General features: G+C 67.4%; 14 protein-coding genes. 11 read left to right on the forward strand and 3 right to left on the reverse strand.

The window, feature by feature from the left end; translation table 11 throughout:
- Positions 1-744 precede the first annotated feature (744 nt).
- The 4 genes from ACN8ZM_RS08615 (at position 745) to ACN8ZM_RS08630 (ending at position 5621) form a co-directional block, all read left to right on the forward strand.
- Complete coding sequence (locus ACN8ZM_RS08615) at positions 745-1257, forward strand: fimbrial protein (RefSeq protein WP_175022542.1); 513 nt, start codon at positions 745-747, stop codon at positions 1255-1257.
- Between the two features lie 122 nt (positions 1258-1379).
- A complete protein-coding gene (locus ACN8ZM_RS08620; protein ID WP_420209783.1) occupies positions 1380-3833 on the forward strand; it encodes a fimbria/pilus outer membrane usher protein in 2454 nt (817 codons plus the stop codon).
- A gap of 16 nt (positions 3834-3849) precedes the next feature.
- On the forward strand, positions 3850-4596 hold the full coding sequence (locus tag ACN8ZM_RS08625) for a molecular chaperone (protein ID WP_420209784.1): 747 nt from the start codon (positions 3850-3852) through the stop codon (positions 4594-4596).
- A complete protein-coding gene (locus tag ACN8ZM_RS08630) occupies positions 4593-5621 on the forward strand; it encodes a fimbrial protein (protein WP_043182783.1) in 1029 nt (342 codons plus the stop codon). Before ACN8ZM_RS08625 ends, ACN8ZM_RS08630 begins: the two co-directional genes overlap by 4 nt.
- A 117-nt stretch (positions 5622-5738) precedes the next feature.
- On the opposite strand, the gene ACN8ZM_RS08635 is transcribed toward ACN8ZM_RS08630, so the two are convergent.
- Together ACN8ZM_RS08635 and ACN8ZM_RS08640 are read right to left on the reverse strand one after the other, a co-directional pair.
- A complete protein-coding gene (locus ACN8ZM_RS08635; protein ID WP_011351930.1) occupies positions 5739-5876 on the reverse strand; it encodes an HHHH-motif protein in 138 nt (45 codons plus the stop codon).
- Between the two features lie 46 nt (positions 5877-5922).
- A complete protein-coding gene (locus ACN8ZM_RS08640) occupies positions 5923-6162 on the reverse strand; it encodes a hypothetical protein (RefSeq protein ID WP_043182784.1) in 240 nt (79 codons plus the stop codon).
- A gap of 325 nt (positions 6163-6487) precedes the next feature.
- On the opposite strand from ACN8ZM_RS08640, the gene ACN8ZM_RS08645 reads away from it, so the two are divergent.
- The 7 genes from ACN8ZM_RS08645 to ACN8ZM_RS08675 all read left to right on the forward strand — a co-directional run bounded on the left by ACN8ZM_RS08645 (position 6488) and on the right by ACN8ZM_RS08675 (position 13291).
- Complete coding sequence (locus tag ACN8ZM_RS08645) at positions 6488-7144, forward strand: RNA polymerase factor sigma-70 (RefSeq protein WP_420209785.1); 657 nt, start codon at positions 6488-6490, stop codon at positions 7142-7144.
- A gap of 86 nt (positions 7145-7230) precedes the next feature.
- Positions 7231-7473, forward strand: a complete 243-nt coding sequence (locus ACN8ZM_RS08650) for an MbtH family protein (protein WP_021163602.1) — start codon at positions 7231-7233, stop codon at positions 7471-7473.
- A 44-nt stretch (positions 7474-7517) separates the two neighbouring features.
- Positions 7518-8525 carry a TauD/TfdA family dioxygenase gene (locus tag ACN8ZM_RS08655; protein WP_301769027.1) on the forward strand — a complete coding sequence of 336 codons (1008 nt, stop codon included), beginning with the start codon at positions 7518-7520 and terminating at the stop codon, positions 8523-8525.
- The gene (locus tag ACN8ZM_RS08660) at positions 8525-9373 is read left to right on the forward strand and encodes an ABC transporter ATP-binding protein (protein WP_420209786.1); all 849 of its coding nucleotides are present in this window, start codon (positions 8525-8527) and stop codon (positions 9371-9373) included. The genes ACN8ZM_RS08655 and ACN8ZM_RS08660 overlap by 1 nt, the downstream gene beginning before the upstream one ends.
- On the forward strand, positions 9370-11460 hold the full coding sequence (gene fhuB, locus ACN8ZM_RS08665; protein WP_420209787.1) for a Fe(3+)-hydroxamate ABC transporter permease FhuB: 2091 nt from the start codon (positions 9370-9372) through the stop codon (positions 11458-11460). Before ACN8ZM_RS08660 ends, fhuB begins: the two co-directional genes overlap by 4 nt.
- Positions 11457-12257, forward strand: coding sequence for a siderophore-iron reductase FhuF (fhuF, locus tag ACN8ZM_RS08670; protein ID WP_420209788.1), 801 nt, complete (start codon positions 11457-11459; stop codon positions 12255-12257). The genes fhuB and fhuF overlap by 4 nt, the downstream gene beginning before the upstream one ends.
- The gene (locus tag ACN8ZM_RS08675; protein WP_420209789.1) at positions 12254-13291 is read left to right on the forward strand and encodes an ABC transporter substrate-binding protein; all 1038 of its coding nucleotides are present in this window, start codon (positions 12254-12256) and stop codon (positions 13289-13291) included. The genes fhuF and ACN8ZM_RS08675 overlap by 4 nt, the downstream gene beginning before the upstream one ends.
- A 194-nt stretch (positions 13292-13485) precedes the next feature.
- Here ACN8ZM_RS08675 and ACN8ZM_RS08680 read toward each other — a convergent pair whose 3' ends face one another.
- Entirely contained in the window at positions 13486-15231 is a 1746-nt protein-coding gene (locus ACN8ZM_RS08680; RefSeq protein WP_043182792.1) for a cyclic peptide export ABC transporter, read from the reverse strand.
- Between the last annotated feature and the right edge of the window lie 166 nt (positions 15232-15397).

Raw genomic sequence — 15397 nt, forward strand, 5'->3', positions numbered from 1 at the left:
TTTCCCCACCGATATTCCCCTCCGACAGGCCGGGCAGGACGTTTTTCATCCTGCGGCAGCGCGCACATGCGCGTTCCGGAACGGCCTGCGTCCGGCGACCGTTCGTGTCGCAATCCCGCGCAAACGTGTGCGGTTCATTTTTCCTTTTCTCGCGCCTGCGATGCGACCCGGATGTCGGGTTCCGGCGGCCACGCAGGCACGCGCTTTCCGATCCGGAATTGACGCCCGGATTAATCCATGTATTGGAAATAATGAGGGCGGCAAAGTGTCGCAGTAAAACGTTTGTATTTATATCGCAATCGTTTGCGCGAAAAAATTGGCTTGATTAAATCGTCGGTTAATTTCCTGTTTGTTGAAAATGATTTGATATTGGCGTTGTCGTCTGACAACGATGGCGGAGCCGGACAATGTTTTGTCTTTTTCCGGGGGGATCTTGCGGGAGCCTTTGCCAGCAAGGAGGAGCGGGGTGGCGTCGGTTGTCGACCGGAAATATCTTTAATCTTCAATTGCTTCCGAAAAATAAAGAAGGACTGCGGATAAAAATAAACGGATTGAAAATTGACGGGAAAGAGTGTGAATTTAGAGGGGTGAATCGGACATTGTCAGAGGGATTTGACAATGATTTACAGAAAACTTTCATGTTTATCTCGATAATGCCGCCTCGTGACGGACGGGAGCCACCACACGCTGCCGTTTGTGTCCGCCACGTCATCTACTCCATTTGCACTCCTTACGGGTAACGTCATGAAAAAATCCCTCCTGACCGCTGTCGCACTCGCGGCCCTGTCGACCTCGGCTTTCGCAGCGGGCACCGGCACGATCAACTTCAAGGGCGAGATCGTCGCGGGCGCATGCGGCATCGATTCGGGTTCGGTCAACCAGACCGTGCAGCTCGGCAAGGTGCCGACCAACGCGTTCACGAAGGCTGGCGACAAGTCCCAGCCGGTTACGTTCCAGATCACGCTGACGGATTGCGACACCAGCGTGTCGAAGCAGGCGAAGTTCACGTTCACAGGCACGTCGAACGCAACGCAGCCGAAGCTGCTCGCAACGATCGGTTCCGCAACCAACGTCGGCATCCGTCTGCAGAGCGCGTCGGGTGAAGACCTCGACAACGGCGTCGAGCAAGCTGCGCCGACGCTGCTGTCGAAGGGCAACAACACCGTGACGTTCGGGGCGCGCTACGAAGCGACGGCTGCCGGCGTGACGCCGGGTACGGCCGACAGCGTCGCGAACTTCACGGTTCGCTACGAGTAAGCGCCTGTATCGGAGGAGGGGTGCGTGCATCCCTTCCTCCCTCTTCTTTCCTTCCTGTTTTCTTCTCCTCGGACTTCCGGTAGCGCCGCGTGCGAATCAGACATTCCTTCCTTTGCGTCTCCGTGCTGGTTGTCGGCAGCCAGAGCCATGCGACGGAATTCAATTCGTCGTTCCTCGACATCGGCGGAACGAGCAACGTCGACCTGTCGCAGTTCTCGCAGCCCGACTTCACGCTGCCGGGCGAGTACATGCTCGACGTGCAGGTCAACGACCTGTTCCTCGGGCTGCAGGCGATCGAGTTCGTGGCCGTCGACACGTCCGGTGCGGGCAAGCCATGCCTGCGTCCGGAACTCGTCGCGCGGTTCGGCCTGAAGCCGTCGCTTGCGAAGGACCTGCCGCGTTTCCAGGGCGGAAGCTGCGTCGACCTGACGGCGATCGAAGGGGCGACCGTGCGTTACCTGAAAAGCGACGGGCGGCTCAAGATCACGATTCCGCAGGCCGCGCTCGAGTTCACCGATTCGACCTACCTGCCGCCGGAGAACTGGTCCGAAGGGATTCCCGGCGCGATGCTCGACTATCGCGTGATCGCGAACACCAACCGCAGCTTCGGCGCGGCAGGCCGACAGACGAATTCGATCCAGGCCTACGGGACGATCGGCGCGAACTGGGACGCATGGCGCTTTCGTGGCGACTACCAGGCGCAGTCGAACGTCGGCAACACGGCGTACGCGGACCGAACGTTCCGCTTCAGCCGGCTTTACGCATTTCGCGCGCTGCCGTCGATCCAGTCGACCGCGACGTTCGGCGACGACTACCTGAGCTCCGACATTTTCGACACGTTCGCGCTGACGGGCGCGTCGATCCGCAGCGACGACCGCATGCTGCCGCCGTCGTTGCGCGGCTATGCGCCGCTGATCTCGGGCGTCGCGCGCACCAACGCGACCGTGACCGTGTCGCAGGCAGGCCGCGTGCTGTACGTGACGCGCGTGTCGCCGGGCGCCTTTGCGCTGCAGAACATCAACACGAGCGTGCAGGGCACGCTCGACGTCGCGGTCGAGGAAGAGGACGGCAGCGTGCAGCGCTTCCAGGTGACGACGGCCGCCGTGCCGTTCCTCGCGCGTACCGGGCAATTGCGCTACAAGATGGCGCTCGGCAAGCCGCGCCAGTTCGGCGGCGCCGGCATTACGCCATTCTTCGGTTTCGGCGAAGTGGCATACGGCCTGCCGCTGGACTTCACCGTGTACGGCGGTTTCATCGCCGCGTCGGGCTATACGTCGATCGCGCTGGGCCTCGGTCGCGATTTCGGATCGTTCGGCGCGCTGTCGGCCGACGTCACGCATGCGCGGGCGCGCCTGTGGTGGAACGGCGCGACACGCAACGGCAACTCGTACCGCGTCAACTATTCGAAGCACTTCGACACGCTCGATGCCGACGTGCGCTTCTTCGGCTACCGTTTTTCGGAGCGCGAGTACACGAACTTCGCGCAGTTCACGGGCGATCCGACTTCATACGGCCTTGCCAACAGCAAGCAGCGCTATTCGGCGTCGATGTCCAAGCGCTTCGGCGACACGTCGACCTATTTCTCGTACGACCAGACGACCTACTGGGCGCGCGCGTCCGAGCAACGCGTCGGCATCACGCTGACGCGCGCGTTCTCGATCGGCGCGCTGCGCAACGTAAGCGTGAACGTGTCGGCATTTCGCACGCAGAGCGCGGGCGCGAGCGGCAACCAGTTCTCCGTCACCGCGACGCTGCCGATCGGCGTCAAGCACACCGTCACGTCGAACGTGACGACGGGCAGCGGCAGTACGAGCGTGAACGCCGGCTACATCTACGACGATGCGGACGGCCGTACCTACCAGATCAACACGGGCGCGACCGACGGTCGTGCATCGGCGAACGCGAGCTTCCGGCAGCGCTCGTCGACGTACCAGCTCACCGCGCAGGCGTCGACGCTTGTCAATTCGTATGCGGCCGCGTCGCTCGAGGTCGACGGCTCGTTCGTCGCGACGCAGTACGGCATCTCCGCGCACGCGAACGGCAACGCGGGCGATACGCGCTTGCTGGTGTCCACCGACGGCGTGCCCGACGTACCGCTGTCCGGCTCGCTCACGCATACCGATTCGCGCGGCTATGGGGTGCTCGACGGCATCTCGCCGTACAACGTGTACGACGCGACCGTCAACGTCGAGAAGCTGCCGCTCGAAGTGCAGGTGACGAACCCGATCCAGCGCATGGTGCTGACCGACGGCGCGATCGGCTTCGTGAAGTTCACTGCCGCGCGCGGTAGCAACCTGTACCTGACGCTGACCGATGCGACCGGCAAGCCGTTGCCGTTCGGCGCGTCCGTGCAGGACGCGGTGAACGGCAAGGAACTCGGCATCGTCGGCGAGGGCGGTGCAGCGTTCCTGACCCAGGTTCAGCCGAAATCCACGCTCGCGGTGCGGGCGGGCGAACGCACGCTTTGCACGGTCGACGCACTGCCGAACCAGCTTCAACTCGAAGGCACGCCGATTCCGGTGACGTGCCAGACACCCGGCGAGTCGCATGCAGCGGCTGCGCGGGTCGAACGATGATTTCACGGATCCAGCGATGAACCATTCCCTCTCCCTTTCCTTTCCGCGGCGCGCATGGTGCGTGCTGGCCACCGCCGGCGCGCTGCTCGCGGGTGCCGCGCAGGCGGCGATCGTGCCGGACCGCACACGCGTGATCTTCAACGAAGGCGAACAGGCTGCGATCGTCACGATCACCAACAAGAGCACGACCTATCCGTATCTCGTGCAGTCTTGGCTCGAGGACGAGAAACACAACAAGATCACGTCGCCGCTGATGGTCGTGCCGCCGCTGCAGCGTGTCGAAGCGAACGAGCGCAACGTGCTGCGGATCGCGAAGCTGCCGGGTGCCGAGCTGCCGGCCGATCGCGAAACGGTGTTCTACCTGAACATTCGCGAAGTACCGCCGAAGAGCGATGTGCCGAACTCGCTGCAGATCGCGCTGCATACGCAGATGAAGCTGTTCTACCGGCCGAAGGCCGTGCAGCCGGTGCGCGACGAGGACTGGACGCTGCCGATGACGCTGCGGGTGGACGCGGCCGCGCACAAGCTGGTGTTCGACAACCCGACGCCCTATCACATCACGATCGTCGACGTGGCGTCGGGCGCACAGAAGACGCCCGTGCCGCTGGAGCCGGTGATGGTCAGCCCGATGAGCTCGGCCGACGTGCCGTTCAAGGCCGCGACGCCGTCGACGCTGTTCGTCACGCATGTGGACGACTACGGCGGCCAGGTGGCGGTGGAGTATGCGTGCGAGGCGGGTGCGTGCAAGAGCGTGAAGAAATGAGCTGGGGCACGCGAAGCGGGGTGACGACGCGGATGCCCAAGTGGCTCCGATGGTGTGTGCTCGCGCTGTTCGTCGCGCTTGCGCAGCCGGCGTGGGCGTTGAAATGTGTCGCGAACGGCAGCGGCATGTCGCTGACCGAATCGATCGGCAATGTCGCGTCGTATCCGACCGACGCGCCGGACGGCTACGTGATCTGGGTCTCGCCACCGCGCACGACGACCGGCTATTGCTACAAGGATATCCCCAGGCTGCAGAACTTTCCCGAGCCGGTTTACTTCTACGCGAATCCGGCGACGCAGAATCCGGCTGCATGGGGGCTCGAAGTCGGCATTCGCTACGGTGGCAAAGACCATTTCGGGCACGGCAGCCTGCTGGGTGATCGCATCGAAACGGGCAGCTCCGTGGGCGTGTGCTATTTGAGTGATTGGGAGGTCGGGCAAGGGCGGTGCCCCAAGGTGCCGATCAGCATCACGTATCAGATTGTCGTGCGCAAGCGCGGAACGTGGGTGACGCCGCCGTCGGACACCTACGCGGTGTTCCAGTTCGACGGCGAGCGCGGGCTGAACAGCAATGGAAGTTTCCGCTACTACCTGAGCGGGCTGCAAAAACTCAAGCCGACGCCATGCACCGTCGACGTGCTGGTGACGCCCGAGCCCGGTATCGTCAATTTCGGCCAGGTGCAGGCGTCCGGCAATGGCTTCCTGCCGGCCGTGCCGCGCAAGCGGTTTTCGCTGTCGCTGACGAAGAAATGCAGCATCCCGGTGCGCGTCGACGGTTACTTTGAAGCGACGAAGGGCGACGTGCAGAACGGCTTGCTGGTGCCTGAAAGCAAGAGCAACTTCGGCATTGGCCTGGAAGACAGCCAGGGCAAGGCGATCGAATTCAACAAGCAATTCACGCTCGCGCAGTTTGCGGCCAACGTCGCCAATCAGACCGTGTTGCTCGATGCGGTGCTCAAGTCGTTCGGACCACCGAAGATCGGGCCGTTCGACGCGTCGGCGACGATCCGGATTTTTCTGTATTGAGCGCTGTGCGGCGTGAGCGGCGTGCGTTGCATCGTGCGACGCAGGGTGTTGCCGCAGAGTCGGTAAAACGAAAAAAACGCCGGCTTGCCGGCGTTTTTCACATCTGCTGCGCGAGGCTCAGCGCACCCAGCGGCACATCTTGTGATGGTGATGGTCGAAGTGACACACCCGGTGCGGATGCGCCTCGGCGATGGCCGGCACGAGTACGGCAGCGGCGAGCGCCGCGACGGTCAGGGTTTTCAGTAGCGTCTTCATGTTGAGGTGCGGTCGTTGAATTGCAGGTCACGGGAGCGGCGGGGCCTTACCACTGCGGCCGCTGGTCGTCGCGATGGTCGTCCCGGCGATCGTCGCGGCGGTCGTCATGCCCGCCCGGATGCTGAGCCTCCCAGTCGCGGCGCTCCCAGTAGCGATTGCCGTCCCAGTAGCGATCGCCATGCCAGCCGATCGTGACTTCGGCCGGGGCAGGATAGGCGACGCAACCAGTGAGCATCACGCTCGACAGCGCGCCCACCATGACAGCGGATAACACGATGGATTTCATGTTGTTCTCCCTTGGAAACGGCAAGTCGATCGTACGAGCCCTCAAAATTTCACGTGGTAATAAGTTGCTACCGCGCATGACAGGCGCAGGCGTTTCGTCAGACTCGTGAAAGATCGTGTCGGCGCGACGCGAGCCATGCGCGCCGGACGGACGCGCGGGTGGCCGCGTGCCGCGACCGGCCGCACGCGTCCCGTCTGTTCATGCAACGATTCCGGCGATTATTCAGACAAATCCTGGTAGTCGAAAGGGTCATCCTGTAATCGGATTGAGAATGATTTGCGTTTACGTTAAATTGCGCTATCTCGGAATTTGACGGAGCAGATCGATGGCGATGGCGGAAGTGCTCGACCGACCGGCGGCGGCAGCGCCGAACCCGTTCCTCGGCCGTAATTCCGATCGGCCGCTGCGTGCGTGCCGTACCGCGGAGCCCCGTGCGCAGGGGGCATTGCTCGACGTGCTGATCTCGCATCGCACGATGCTCGTCAATGTCGCGCGCGGCTTCGTCGGCTGCGCGAGCCGCGCCGAGGATGTCGTACACGACGTGTTCGTGAAGCTCGTCGAATTCCCGAACCAGGACGCGGTGCGCCAGCCGGTCGCGTACGTGACGCGGATGGTGCGCAATGCGTCGATCGACGCGTGCCGCCGGCAAAGCCTCGAGAACGTCTATCACACGGAAGAGGACGACGGCTTCGACGTGCCGTCGCCCGAGCCGACGCCGGAAGCCGCGCTGCTGACGCGCGACACGCTGCGGCGCGTGTGGGCCGCCCTCGACGACCTGCCGGCGCGCAGCCGCGCGGCATTCGAGATGGTGCGGCTGCGCGAGGAGACGCTGCAGACCGCGGCGCGCGCGCTGAACGTGTCGCAGACGCTCGTGCATTTCATGGTGCGCGACGCGGAGCGCCACTGCGCGGAATGCCTCGACGCGTGCCATCGCGGCGTCGCGTGCCCGGTGTTCCTGGGCGGTCGCGCACGGCGCCGGTAAAAAACCGCGCCGGCCAATCGTCTATCAGACAGGAGCGGCCGACACCGCCGCTTCGCCACCTTCAACCGCCTCAGCGATTTCCGATCATGACGCAAGCCACGACGCCTTCCGCCGACACCGACGACCTCGTCTATACGGTCGTCATCAACGACGAAGAACAGTATTCGATCTGGCCGACGTTCCGGCCCGTGCCGGCCGGCTGGCGCGAGGTCGGCGTGAGCGGCCCGAAAGCCGACTGTCTCGCGCACATCGAGACAGTCTGGACCGACATGCGCCCCGCGAGCCTGCGCCGCGCGATGGACGGCGAGCGCGCATCGCGCGCGTCGTGACCCGCTGCGCCGTGATCCGGCGCGCCACCTGAAGAGGACGTTGCATGACCCTGCTTACGTTGCCGACGCTCGACGACCTGCGTATCGAGCCGGGGCTGCCCACCGTCGTGTCGCCGCGCGGCAGCGACGGGATGTCGATCGACGACGTCGCGCCGCTCGCGCGCAAGATCGCGGCCGACACGCTCGAACGGGCGGGCGGCGTGCTGTTCACGGGTTTTCACGTGCCGTCGATCGACGCGTTCCAGCAGTTCGCGGCGTCGTTCGGCGATCCGCTGATCGGCTATGAATACGCATCGACGCCGCGCAGCCAGGTGGAAGGCGCGGTCTACACGTCGACCGAATACCCGCCGCACCGCGCGATTCCGCTGCACAACGAGCAGTCGTACACGCGCGAATGGCCGCTGCGGATCTGGTTTCACTGCGCGCTCGCGGCGCCGCAGGGCGGGGCGACGCCGATCGCGGACAGCCGCGCCGTCTATCGCGCGCTCGATCCGGCGCTGATTGCGCGCTTCGAGCAGCGCGAGCTGCTGTACGTCCGCAATTTCGGGCAGGGGCTCGATCTGCCGTGGCAGCAGTCGTTCGGCACCGACGAGCCGGCCGAGGTCGAACGGATGTGCGCAGCGCGCGGCATCGAATGCGCGTGGCGCACCGACGACGACGGCGAACTGCTGCTGCGCACCCGCGAACGCTGCCAGGCCGTCGCGCGCCATCCGCGCACGGGCGACCGCGTGTGGTTCAACCAGGCGAACCTGTTTCACCTGTCGGCGCTCGACGACGACATGCAGGAAGCGCTCGTCGACGCGGTCGGGCTCGAGAACGTGCCGCGCAACGTGTATTACGGCGACGGCGAACCGCTCGAAGCGGACGCGCTCGCGGAGATCCGCGGTGTGCTCGACCAGCAGCGCATCGTGTTCCCGTGGCGCACGGGCGACGTGCTGATGCTCGACAACATGCTGACCGCGCATGCGCGCGACCCGTTCGAGGGGCCGCGCAAGGTCGTCGTCGCGATGGCGCAGAGTTACACGGTCCCGCGTGACCGAACGGAGGATTGATGACGCGTAGTACCGCCGCGCTTGCCGCGCGCGGGCTGTCGGTAGGGTATCGCGACCATGTCGTGATCGACGGGCTGGACCTGTCGATCGCGGCCGGCCGCGTAACCGCGCTGTGTGGACCGAACGGCTGCGGCAAGAGCACGCTGCTGCGCACGCTCGCGGGCCTGCAGCCCGCGCGTGCCGGCCATGTCGAAGTCAACGGCCAGCCGCTCGCGTCGTTTCGCCGTCGCGCGCTCGCGCGCGAGCTGACGATGCTCGCGCAGTTCAACCAGATTCCGTCGGGCCTCACGGTGCGCGAGCTCGTCGCGTACGGGCGCTATGCGTACGGCGGCTTCCTGCGTGGCCTGTCGCGGGCCGACCATGCGGCGATCGGCGAGGCACTCGAGACGAGCGGCCTCGCCGACGACGCGGGCCGCGACGTCGGCGCGCTGTCGGGCGGCGAGCGCCAGCGTGCGTGGATCGCGATGGCGCTCGCGCAGCAGGCGCCGATCGTGCTGCTCGACGAACCGACGACCTATCTCGACATCCATCACCAGCTCGACATCCTCGATGCGCTGCGTGCGCTGAACCGCGCACGCGGGCTGACGATCGTGTGGGTGCTGCACGACCTGAACCAGGCGGCCGCGTACAGCGACGAGATCGTGCTGATGCGCGCGGGCCGCCTCGTCGCGCAGGGCTCGCCCGATGCGATGCTCGAACCGGCGCGGCTGCGCGCGGCGTTCGGCGTCGAGATGCTGAAGCTCGCGCATCCGCAGACGGGCGCACCGATGTGCGTGCCGGCCTACGGGCCGTCGACCGACGGCGCGCCGCAGGCGGCCGGCGTCTTCGACCGGGATCTTGCCGTATGACGACGCTCGCGACGCGCAAGCGCCTCGCGGCGGCGGGGAAGGGCGCGGCAACGGGCCGGGCCGGTACGATCGCGATCGGCCTGGTCGCGCTGATCGCGGCACTCGCAGTGCTGCGTGTCGCCCCCGATCTGCGCGTGTGGTGGGACGCGGTGCCCGGCAGCGATGCCGCCGCGCTCGCGCACGTGTTCCTGTTCGACCTCAACCTGCCGCGGGTCGCGGCGGCGCTCGTCGCGGGCGGCTGCCTCGGCATCGCGGGTGCGCTGTTCCAGTCGCTCACGCGCAATCCGCTCGCGTCGCCCGACCTGCTCGGCGTGACGGGCGGCGCCCAGCTCGGCCTGCTCGCGGCGATGCTGGTGCCGTCGCTGGCGGGCGTCGCGTCGGTGCCGCTGCTGTTCGCGTGCGGGCTGGCCGCGGCCGCCTGCGCGATCGTCGCGGCCGGCGGCTGGCGTGCGACGCCGTTGCGCCTCGTGCTCGCCGGCAGCGTGTGCATGCTGCTGTTCGCCGCGCTGTCGACGCTCGTGCTCGCGTTCTTCGAGCAGAACATCGCGGGGGCCGCGCTGTGGGCCAACGGTAGCCTCTATCAGCCGGGCGCGACGGGCCTCGCGCTCGCCGCGCGCTGGCTCGTCGTGCCGCTCATCGCATTGCCGTTCGTGATCCGGCCGCTGAATCCGCTCACGCTCGGTGACGAGGCGGCGGCCGCGGCCGGCGTGCGCGTCGACGCGACGCGGTTCGCCGCGACGATCGTCGCGGTCGCGTTCACGAGCGTGGCCGTCAGTATCGCGGGCCCGCTGTCGTATGTCGGCCTCGTCGCGCCGAACCTGCTGCGCCAGGTGCGCGGCGCGCGCGCGGCTCGGCTCGGCGTGCTGGTGCCGCTGTCGGCGCTCGCGGGCGGGGCGCTCGTCCTCGTCACCGACAGCGCGGTGCTCGCGTCGGGTCTCGACGCCACGCTGTCGACCGGCGTCGCGATCGCGCTGGTCGGCACGCCGCTGATGCTGGCGATGATCCGGCGCGGTGCCGCGTGGTCGGGCGTGCTGCACGCGGATGCCGAACGCGCGGCGGGCGGCGGTTCGACTCGGCTCGTCGGCTGGCTCGAACGGTTCGGCTGGCCGCTGCGCACGGTCCTGTTCGTCGTGGCAGGCGTGCTGGTCGTGTTCGTCGGCGTGTCGGCCGGCTCCGAGTGGCTGTCGATCGCGCGCTGGTCGGCCGCGTTGTCCGGCCACGATGCGCTCGCGCGGATGCTGATCGACCTGCGCATGCCGCGCCTGTTGTGCGCGCTTCTTGCCGGCGCGCTGCTGGCGGTCAGCGGCGTCGCGATGCAGAGCGTCGTGCGTAATCCGCTCGCGGGCCCCGAAGTGCTCGGCGTCACGCAAGGCGCAGGGCTCGTCACGCTGTTTGCGCTGTCGACGTGGCCGCTGATGGGCCACGTGACGCTCGCGGCCGCCGCACTGATCGGCGGCGGGCTGTCGCTCGCGATCACGCTCGCGCTGAATCACCGGCATCGTTACGCGCCGCTCGCGGTGGCGCTGACGGGCATCGTGATCGGCGCGCTGTGGACCACGCTCGCGCAATGGCTGATCACGCAGGAAAGCGTGCAGCCCGCGCGCTTCGTCGTGTGGCTCGTCGGCGGTACCTATGGCCGGAGCTGGGGCGAGGTGTCGATGCTGCTGCCGTGGTGCGTGCTCGCGGTGCCCGTGTTCGCGTGGCTCGCGAAACCGCTCGACATGCTCGCGCTCGGCGACGACCAGGCGGCCGCGCTCGGCCTGCCGGTAGCCGCGCTGCGGCCGCTTGCGCTGACGATCGCGACGCTCGCCGCGTGTGCGGCCGTCGCGGCGGTCGGGCCGGTCGGCTTCATCGGGTTGATGGCGCCGCACGTCGCAACGATGCTCGGCGCGCGCCGGCACCGGACGCGGCTGTGGCTCGCGGCCGCGTGCGGCGCGCTGATCCTCGGGGTGGCGGATCTCGCGGCACGAACCGTCGTCGCGCCGCGCGAAGTGCCGGCCGGCGTGCTGACCGCGCTGATCGGCGCACCGTACCTGCTCGGGCTGCTGATCCTCGAGGGGCGCCGCGCCCGGCGCGCAGGGCGATGACGCCCGCGCTCGACGGCGCGCGCGCCACGCGCTTCTCGGCGTTCGCGCCCGAACCGTTCGCCGAACACCTCGACGTCGTCTGGCTCGGCATGCCCGACGACGCGCACGCGCCGGGCCGCCTCATCGTGCCGGTCAGCGCGTTGCCCGCGCACCGCGACATCGTGCTCGACGCGATGGTCCGCCATTACGGCGGCGATCCGGCGCAGCATGCGCGCGCGCTGATGTCGCAATGGAGCAAATACTATTTCGGCCGCGCGGCGCCGGCCGGCGTCGTCGCCGCGCTGACGCTCGGCCGGCCGCTCGACATGACGCCCGAGCGCACGTTCGTCGCGCTCGACGACGGGATGCCCGCGGCGCTGTACTTCACGCACGATGCCCTCGGCGAACCGTGCGACGACCCGGCGCCACGCTATGCGGGGCTCGTCGCGCATCTCGGCGCGGTGATCGACCTGCTCGCGGCGATGGGGCGCGTCACGCCGCGCGTGCTGTGGAGCAACGCGGGCAACCTGCTCGACTATCTGCTCGATACGTATCGTTCGCTGCCATGCGCCGTCGATCCCGTCCGCGATGCGGACTGGCTGTTCGGTTCGAGCTGCGTGCACGGCGAACCGAATCCGCTGCGCGTGCCCGTGCGCGATGCCGTGCCGCGCTCGGCGCTGCTGCCGACGCCATTTCGCGCGCGCCGCGTGTGCTGCCTGCGCTATGAAATTCCTGGAGAAACGCAACTGTGTGGAAGCTGCCCCCTGCTACTGACGATGGACGACACGGCGCTGGCCGAGCAGGACGCGATCCGGTGACGGATGCCGGCCGCCGGCACGCGCTCCGCGCACTCGCAGCGCTCGGCGCCGCGTGCTGCGGCGCGTTTTCCGCGTCGTCCGGCGCCGTTGCCGCGACCCTCGATGCCCATCGCGCGCAGGGCATGCGTGCGCCGGGCGCCGTGTCGCTGGCCGGCAATCCCGTCGTGTCGCAGGCGAGCGCGACGATGCCGGTGCGCCCGCAACGCGTGGTCGCGCTCGACTTCATGTTCGCGGAAAGCATGATCGCGCTCGACCTCGTGCCGGTCGGGATGGCCGATACGGCGTTTTATCCCGGTTGGCTCGGTTATCAAAGCGACCGGCTCGCGAACGTGACCGATATCGGTTCGCGCCAGGAGCCGGGGCTCGAAGCGATCGCGGCGGTCAAGCCCGACCTGATCATCGGCGTCGGCTTCCGGCATGCGCCGATTTTCGACGCGCTCGACCGGATCGCGCCGACTATCCTGTTCCAGTTCAGCCCGAACGTGTCGGACGGCGGTGTGCCGGTCACGCAGCTCGACTGGATGCGGCAGATCTTCCGGACGATCGGCGCGGTCACGGGGCGCGACGCGCGTGCGCAGGCGGTCGATGCGCAACTCGATGCGGGCATCGCGCGCAATGCGGCGCGGCTTGCGGCCGCCGGGCGCACGGGCGAGCGCATCGCGCTGCTGCAGGATCTGGGCTTGCCCGACCGCTACTGGGCCTATACGGGCAACAGTACGTCGGCGGGCCTCGCGCGGGTGCTCGGCCTCGATCCGTGGCCGAAGAAGCCGACGCGGGAAGGCACGCTGTACGTGACGTCGGCCGACCTGCTCAGGCAGCGCGACCTGGCCGTGCTGTTCGTGACCGCATCGGGAATGGAGGTGCCGTTGTCCGAGAAACTCGATTCGCCGGTGTGGCGCTTCGTGCCCGCGATGCGGGAACACCGGATCGCGCTCATCGAACGCAATATCTGGGGGTTCGGCGGGCCGATGTCGGCGCTGAAGCTGGCCGACGTGATGACCGAGACGATGCTGAAGCTGCCGGCCACGCGCTGAGTGCGCGGCGGTCGATCGGCGGATGATGCCGCCTGGATTTCCATGGGCAGGGCGTTTCGGTTGGCCTGACTGGCGGTGAACGGCGCGAGCCTTTACACGAACGCACCGCGTGCCTCCAATCTTTCTTCCTGAAACGAAAATCGCCGACGCACTGCCACTGCAGCGCGTCGGCGATTTTTTTATCGACTGACGTGTTACGCGCTCAGCGCATCGACGCCATCCTGTGCGCGTGACCGCGCCGGCGTCGTGTCGCTGACGATGCGCCCGTTGTCGAGCTTCAGCAAGCGGTCGGCAAGATCGAAGTAGCGATCGTCGTGCGTGATCACGATCACGGCCTTGCCGCGCGCGCGCAGCTCGGGCAGCAATTGCTCGTAGAACACGGCCTTGAACGACGGATCCTGATCGGCCGCCCATTCGTCGAACAGGTAGAACGGCCGGTCTTCCAGGTACGCGACGACGAGCGCGAGCCGCTTGCGCTGCCCGGTCGACAGCGCGCGGGTCGAGAACGCGCCGTCGACCACCTTCACCTTGTGATCGAGCGCGAGCTTCGCGACGAGCGCGTTTGCGCGCGCGTCGGCCTGCGCGCGGGACGGATCGTCGGGATCGACGATGCCGAGCAGCGCATCGAACAGGTGGAAATCGTTGAACACCGCGCTGAAGCGCTGCCGGTACGCGGCGCGCTCGCGCCAGCCGATCGTGCGGCCGTCGACCTCGATCGTGCCTTCCTCGGGCTCGTAGAGCCCCGTCAGCACCTTCGCGAGCGTCGTCTTGCCGCTGCCGTTGCCGCCAACGATGAACACCAGCTCGCCCGGCTGGATCGTCAGGTCGATCGGCCCGATGCTGAACATCCGTTCGTCGCGTTCGTGGAAGTACGCATGCGTGACACCGCGCAGCGTGACGGCGCCGGCCGGCGGCACGTCGGGTGCGTCGGACGCGGGCGGCACCGTGCGCAGCGCGCCGAATTCGGCCATCACGCCTTCGATCCGCGTGAGCGACACGCGTGCCGCGTTGACGGTCGGCAGGTTGTTCAGCAGCCCGTCGAGCGGCACGAGCATGAACAGGAACACCACGACGTAGCCGGCGGCCGCGGCCGGATCGGCATGCACGCCGAGTTGCGGCCAGAACGACGCGACGCCGAGGAACGCATAGAACAGGAAGATGATCCAGCCGACGCCGACCGCGTACGCGCTGAACGCGCGGCGGCGGTGGTCGCGTACTTCGCCGATCGCGGCGCCGAGCTGACCGTCGACGAACTGGCGGGCGCGTTCATCGTGCAGCTTCAGCTCCTTCGCGCCGGAAAACAGCGAGCCGAGATAGCCGAACAGCCGGTCCTGCGCCTGACCGGCCGCTTCGAGCGATGCGATCGCGCGGCGGTCGCCGGTGTGATAGCCGAGCGAGCCGGCGACGATCGCGGCCAGCGCCAGCAGGCACACCGGCCACGACAGCCACGCGAGATAGCCGAGGCAGCCGAACACGATCGAGCCGTGCATGACCAGGTTCGGCAGCGCGAAGAACAGCATCGACACGTTGGTCGCGTCGTCGGTCAGCACCGACTGCACGGGCGCCGCGCCGATCCGCTCGATGTCGCGCAGCTCGGCCGCGCCGACGCGCCGCGCGAGATGCACGCGCAGCCGCGCCATCGTGTCCTGTGACAGGCGCGCGAACAGCGTGCCCGACACGATCCGCGTGACGAGCGCGATTACCGCGCACAGCGCGAAGCGCCACGCGAGCGACGCGTCGGCGGCGCCCGGCTGCGAGAGCGCGCGGTTCAGCGTCGCGACGAGCAGCACGCTCGCGACGCCGTTCAGCACGCACGCGGTGAGCGCCAGCACGAGCGACGCGCGGCTTTCGCGCAGCAGCGCAAGGATCAGGCGCGCCGCGGGGCGGCCGGGGGAAGCGTCGAGGGACGGCGGGGAAGAAGGCTCGTGGGCGGCTGTCATCGGCAACGTCGGTAAAGGGAAGGCAGGCGAAAACGCGAAAGCGGCGGGCGAGGCGGGGCCCCGTTCCGGCTTTCCTCCCTGATAGACGAACGGGCCGCGCAAATATTTAGCGGCGTGTTCAAAAAAAGCGTTTGCACGCGCTTTGCGTACAAAACGGTAAAAAATC

This window comes from Burkholderia aenigmatica (genome assembly GCF_048627025.1).
In the GTDB taxonomy this organism is placed as follows: domain Bacteria; phylum Pseudomonadota; class Gammaproteobacteria; order Burkholderiales; family Burkholderiaceae; genus Burkholderia; species Burkholderia aenigmatica.

Bases quoted from the DNA above. Each gene is read 5' to 3' on its own strand.
- ACN8ZM_RS08615 (WP_175022542.1), top strand. From the start codon at position 745: ATGAAAAAATCCCTCCTGACCGCTGTCGCACTCGCGGCCCTGTCGACC.
- ACN8ZM_RS08625 (WP_420209784.1), top strand. From the start codon at position 3,850: ATGAACCATTCCCTCTCCCTTTCCTTTCCGCGGCGCGCATGGTGCGTG.
- ACN8ZM_RS08630 (WP_043182783.1), top strand. From the start codon at position 4,593: ATGAGCTGGGGCACGCGAAGCGGGGTGACGACGCGGATGCCCAAGTGG.
- ACN8ZM_RS08635 (WP_011351930.1), bottom strand. From the start codon at position 5,876: ATGAAGACGCTACTGAAAACCCTGACCGTCGCGGCGCTCGCCGCTGCC.
- ACN8ZM_RS08640 (WP_043182784.1), bottom strand. From the start codon at position 6,162: ATGAAATCCATCGTGTTATCCGCTGTCATGGTGGGCGCGCTGTCGAGC.
- ACN8ZM_RS08645 (WP_420209785.1), top strand. From the start codon at position 6,488: ATGGCGATGGCGGAAGTGCTCGACCGACCGGCGGCGGCAGCGCCGAAC.
- ACN8ZM_RS08650 (WP_021163602.1), top strand. From the start codon at position 7,231: ATGACGCAAGCCACGACGCCTTCCGCCGACACCGACGACCTCGTCTAT.
- ACN8ZM_RS08655 (WP_301769027.1), top strand. From the start codon at position 7,518: ATGACCCTGCTTACGTTGCCGACGCTCGACGACCTGCGTATCGAGCCG.
- ACN8ZM_RS08660 (WP_420209786.1), top strand. From the start codon at position 8,525: ATGACGCGTAGTACCGCCGCGCTTGCCGCGCGCGGGCTGTCGGTAGGG.
- fhuB (WP_420209787.1), top strand. From the start codon at position 9,370: ATGACGACGCTCGCGACGCGCAAGCGCCTCGCGGCGGCGGGGAAGGGC.
- fhuF (WP_420209788.1), top strand. From the start codon at position 11,457: ATGACGCCCGCGCTCGACGGCGCGCGCGCCACGCGCTTCTCGGCGTTC.
- ACN8ZM_RS08680 (WP_043182792.1), bottom strand. From the start codon at position 15,231: ATGACAGCCGCCCACGAGCCTTCTTCCCCGCCGTCCCTCGACGCTTCC.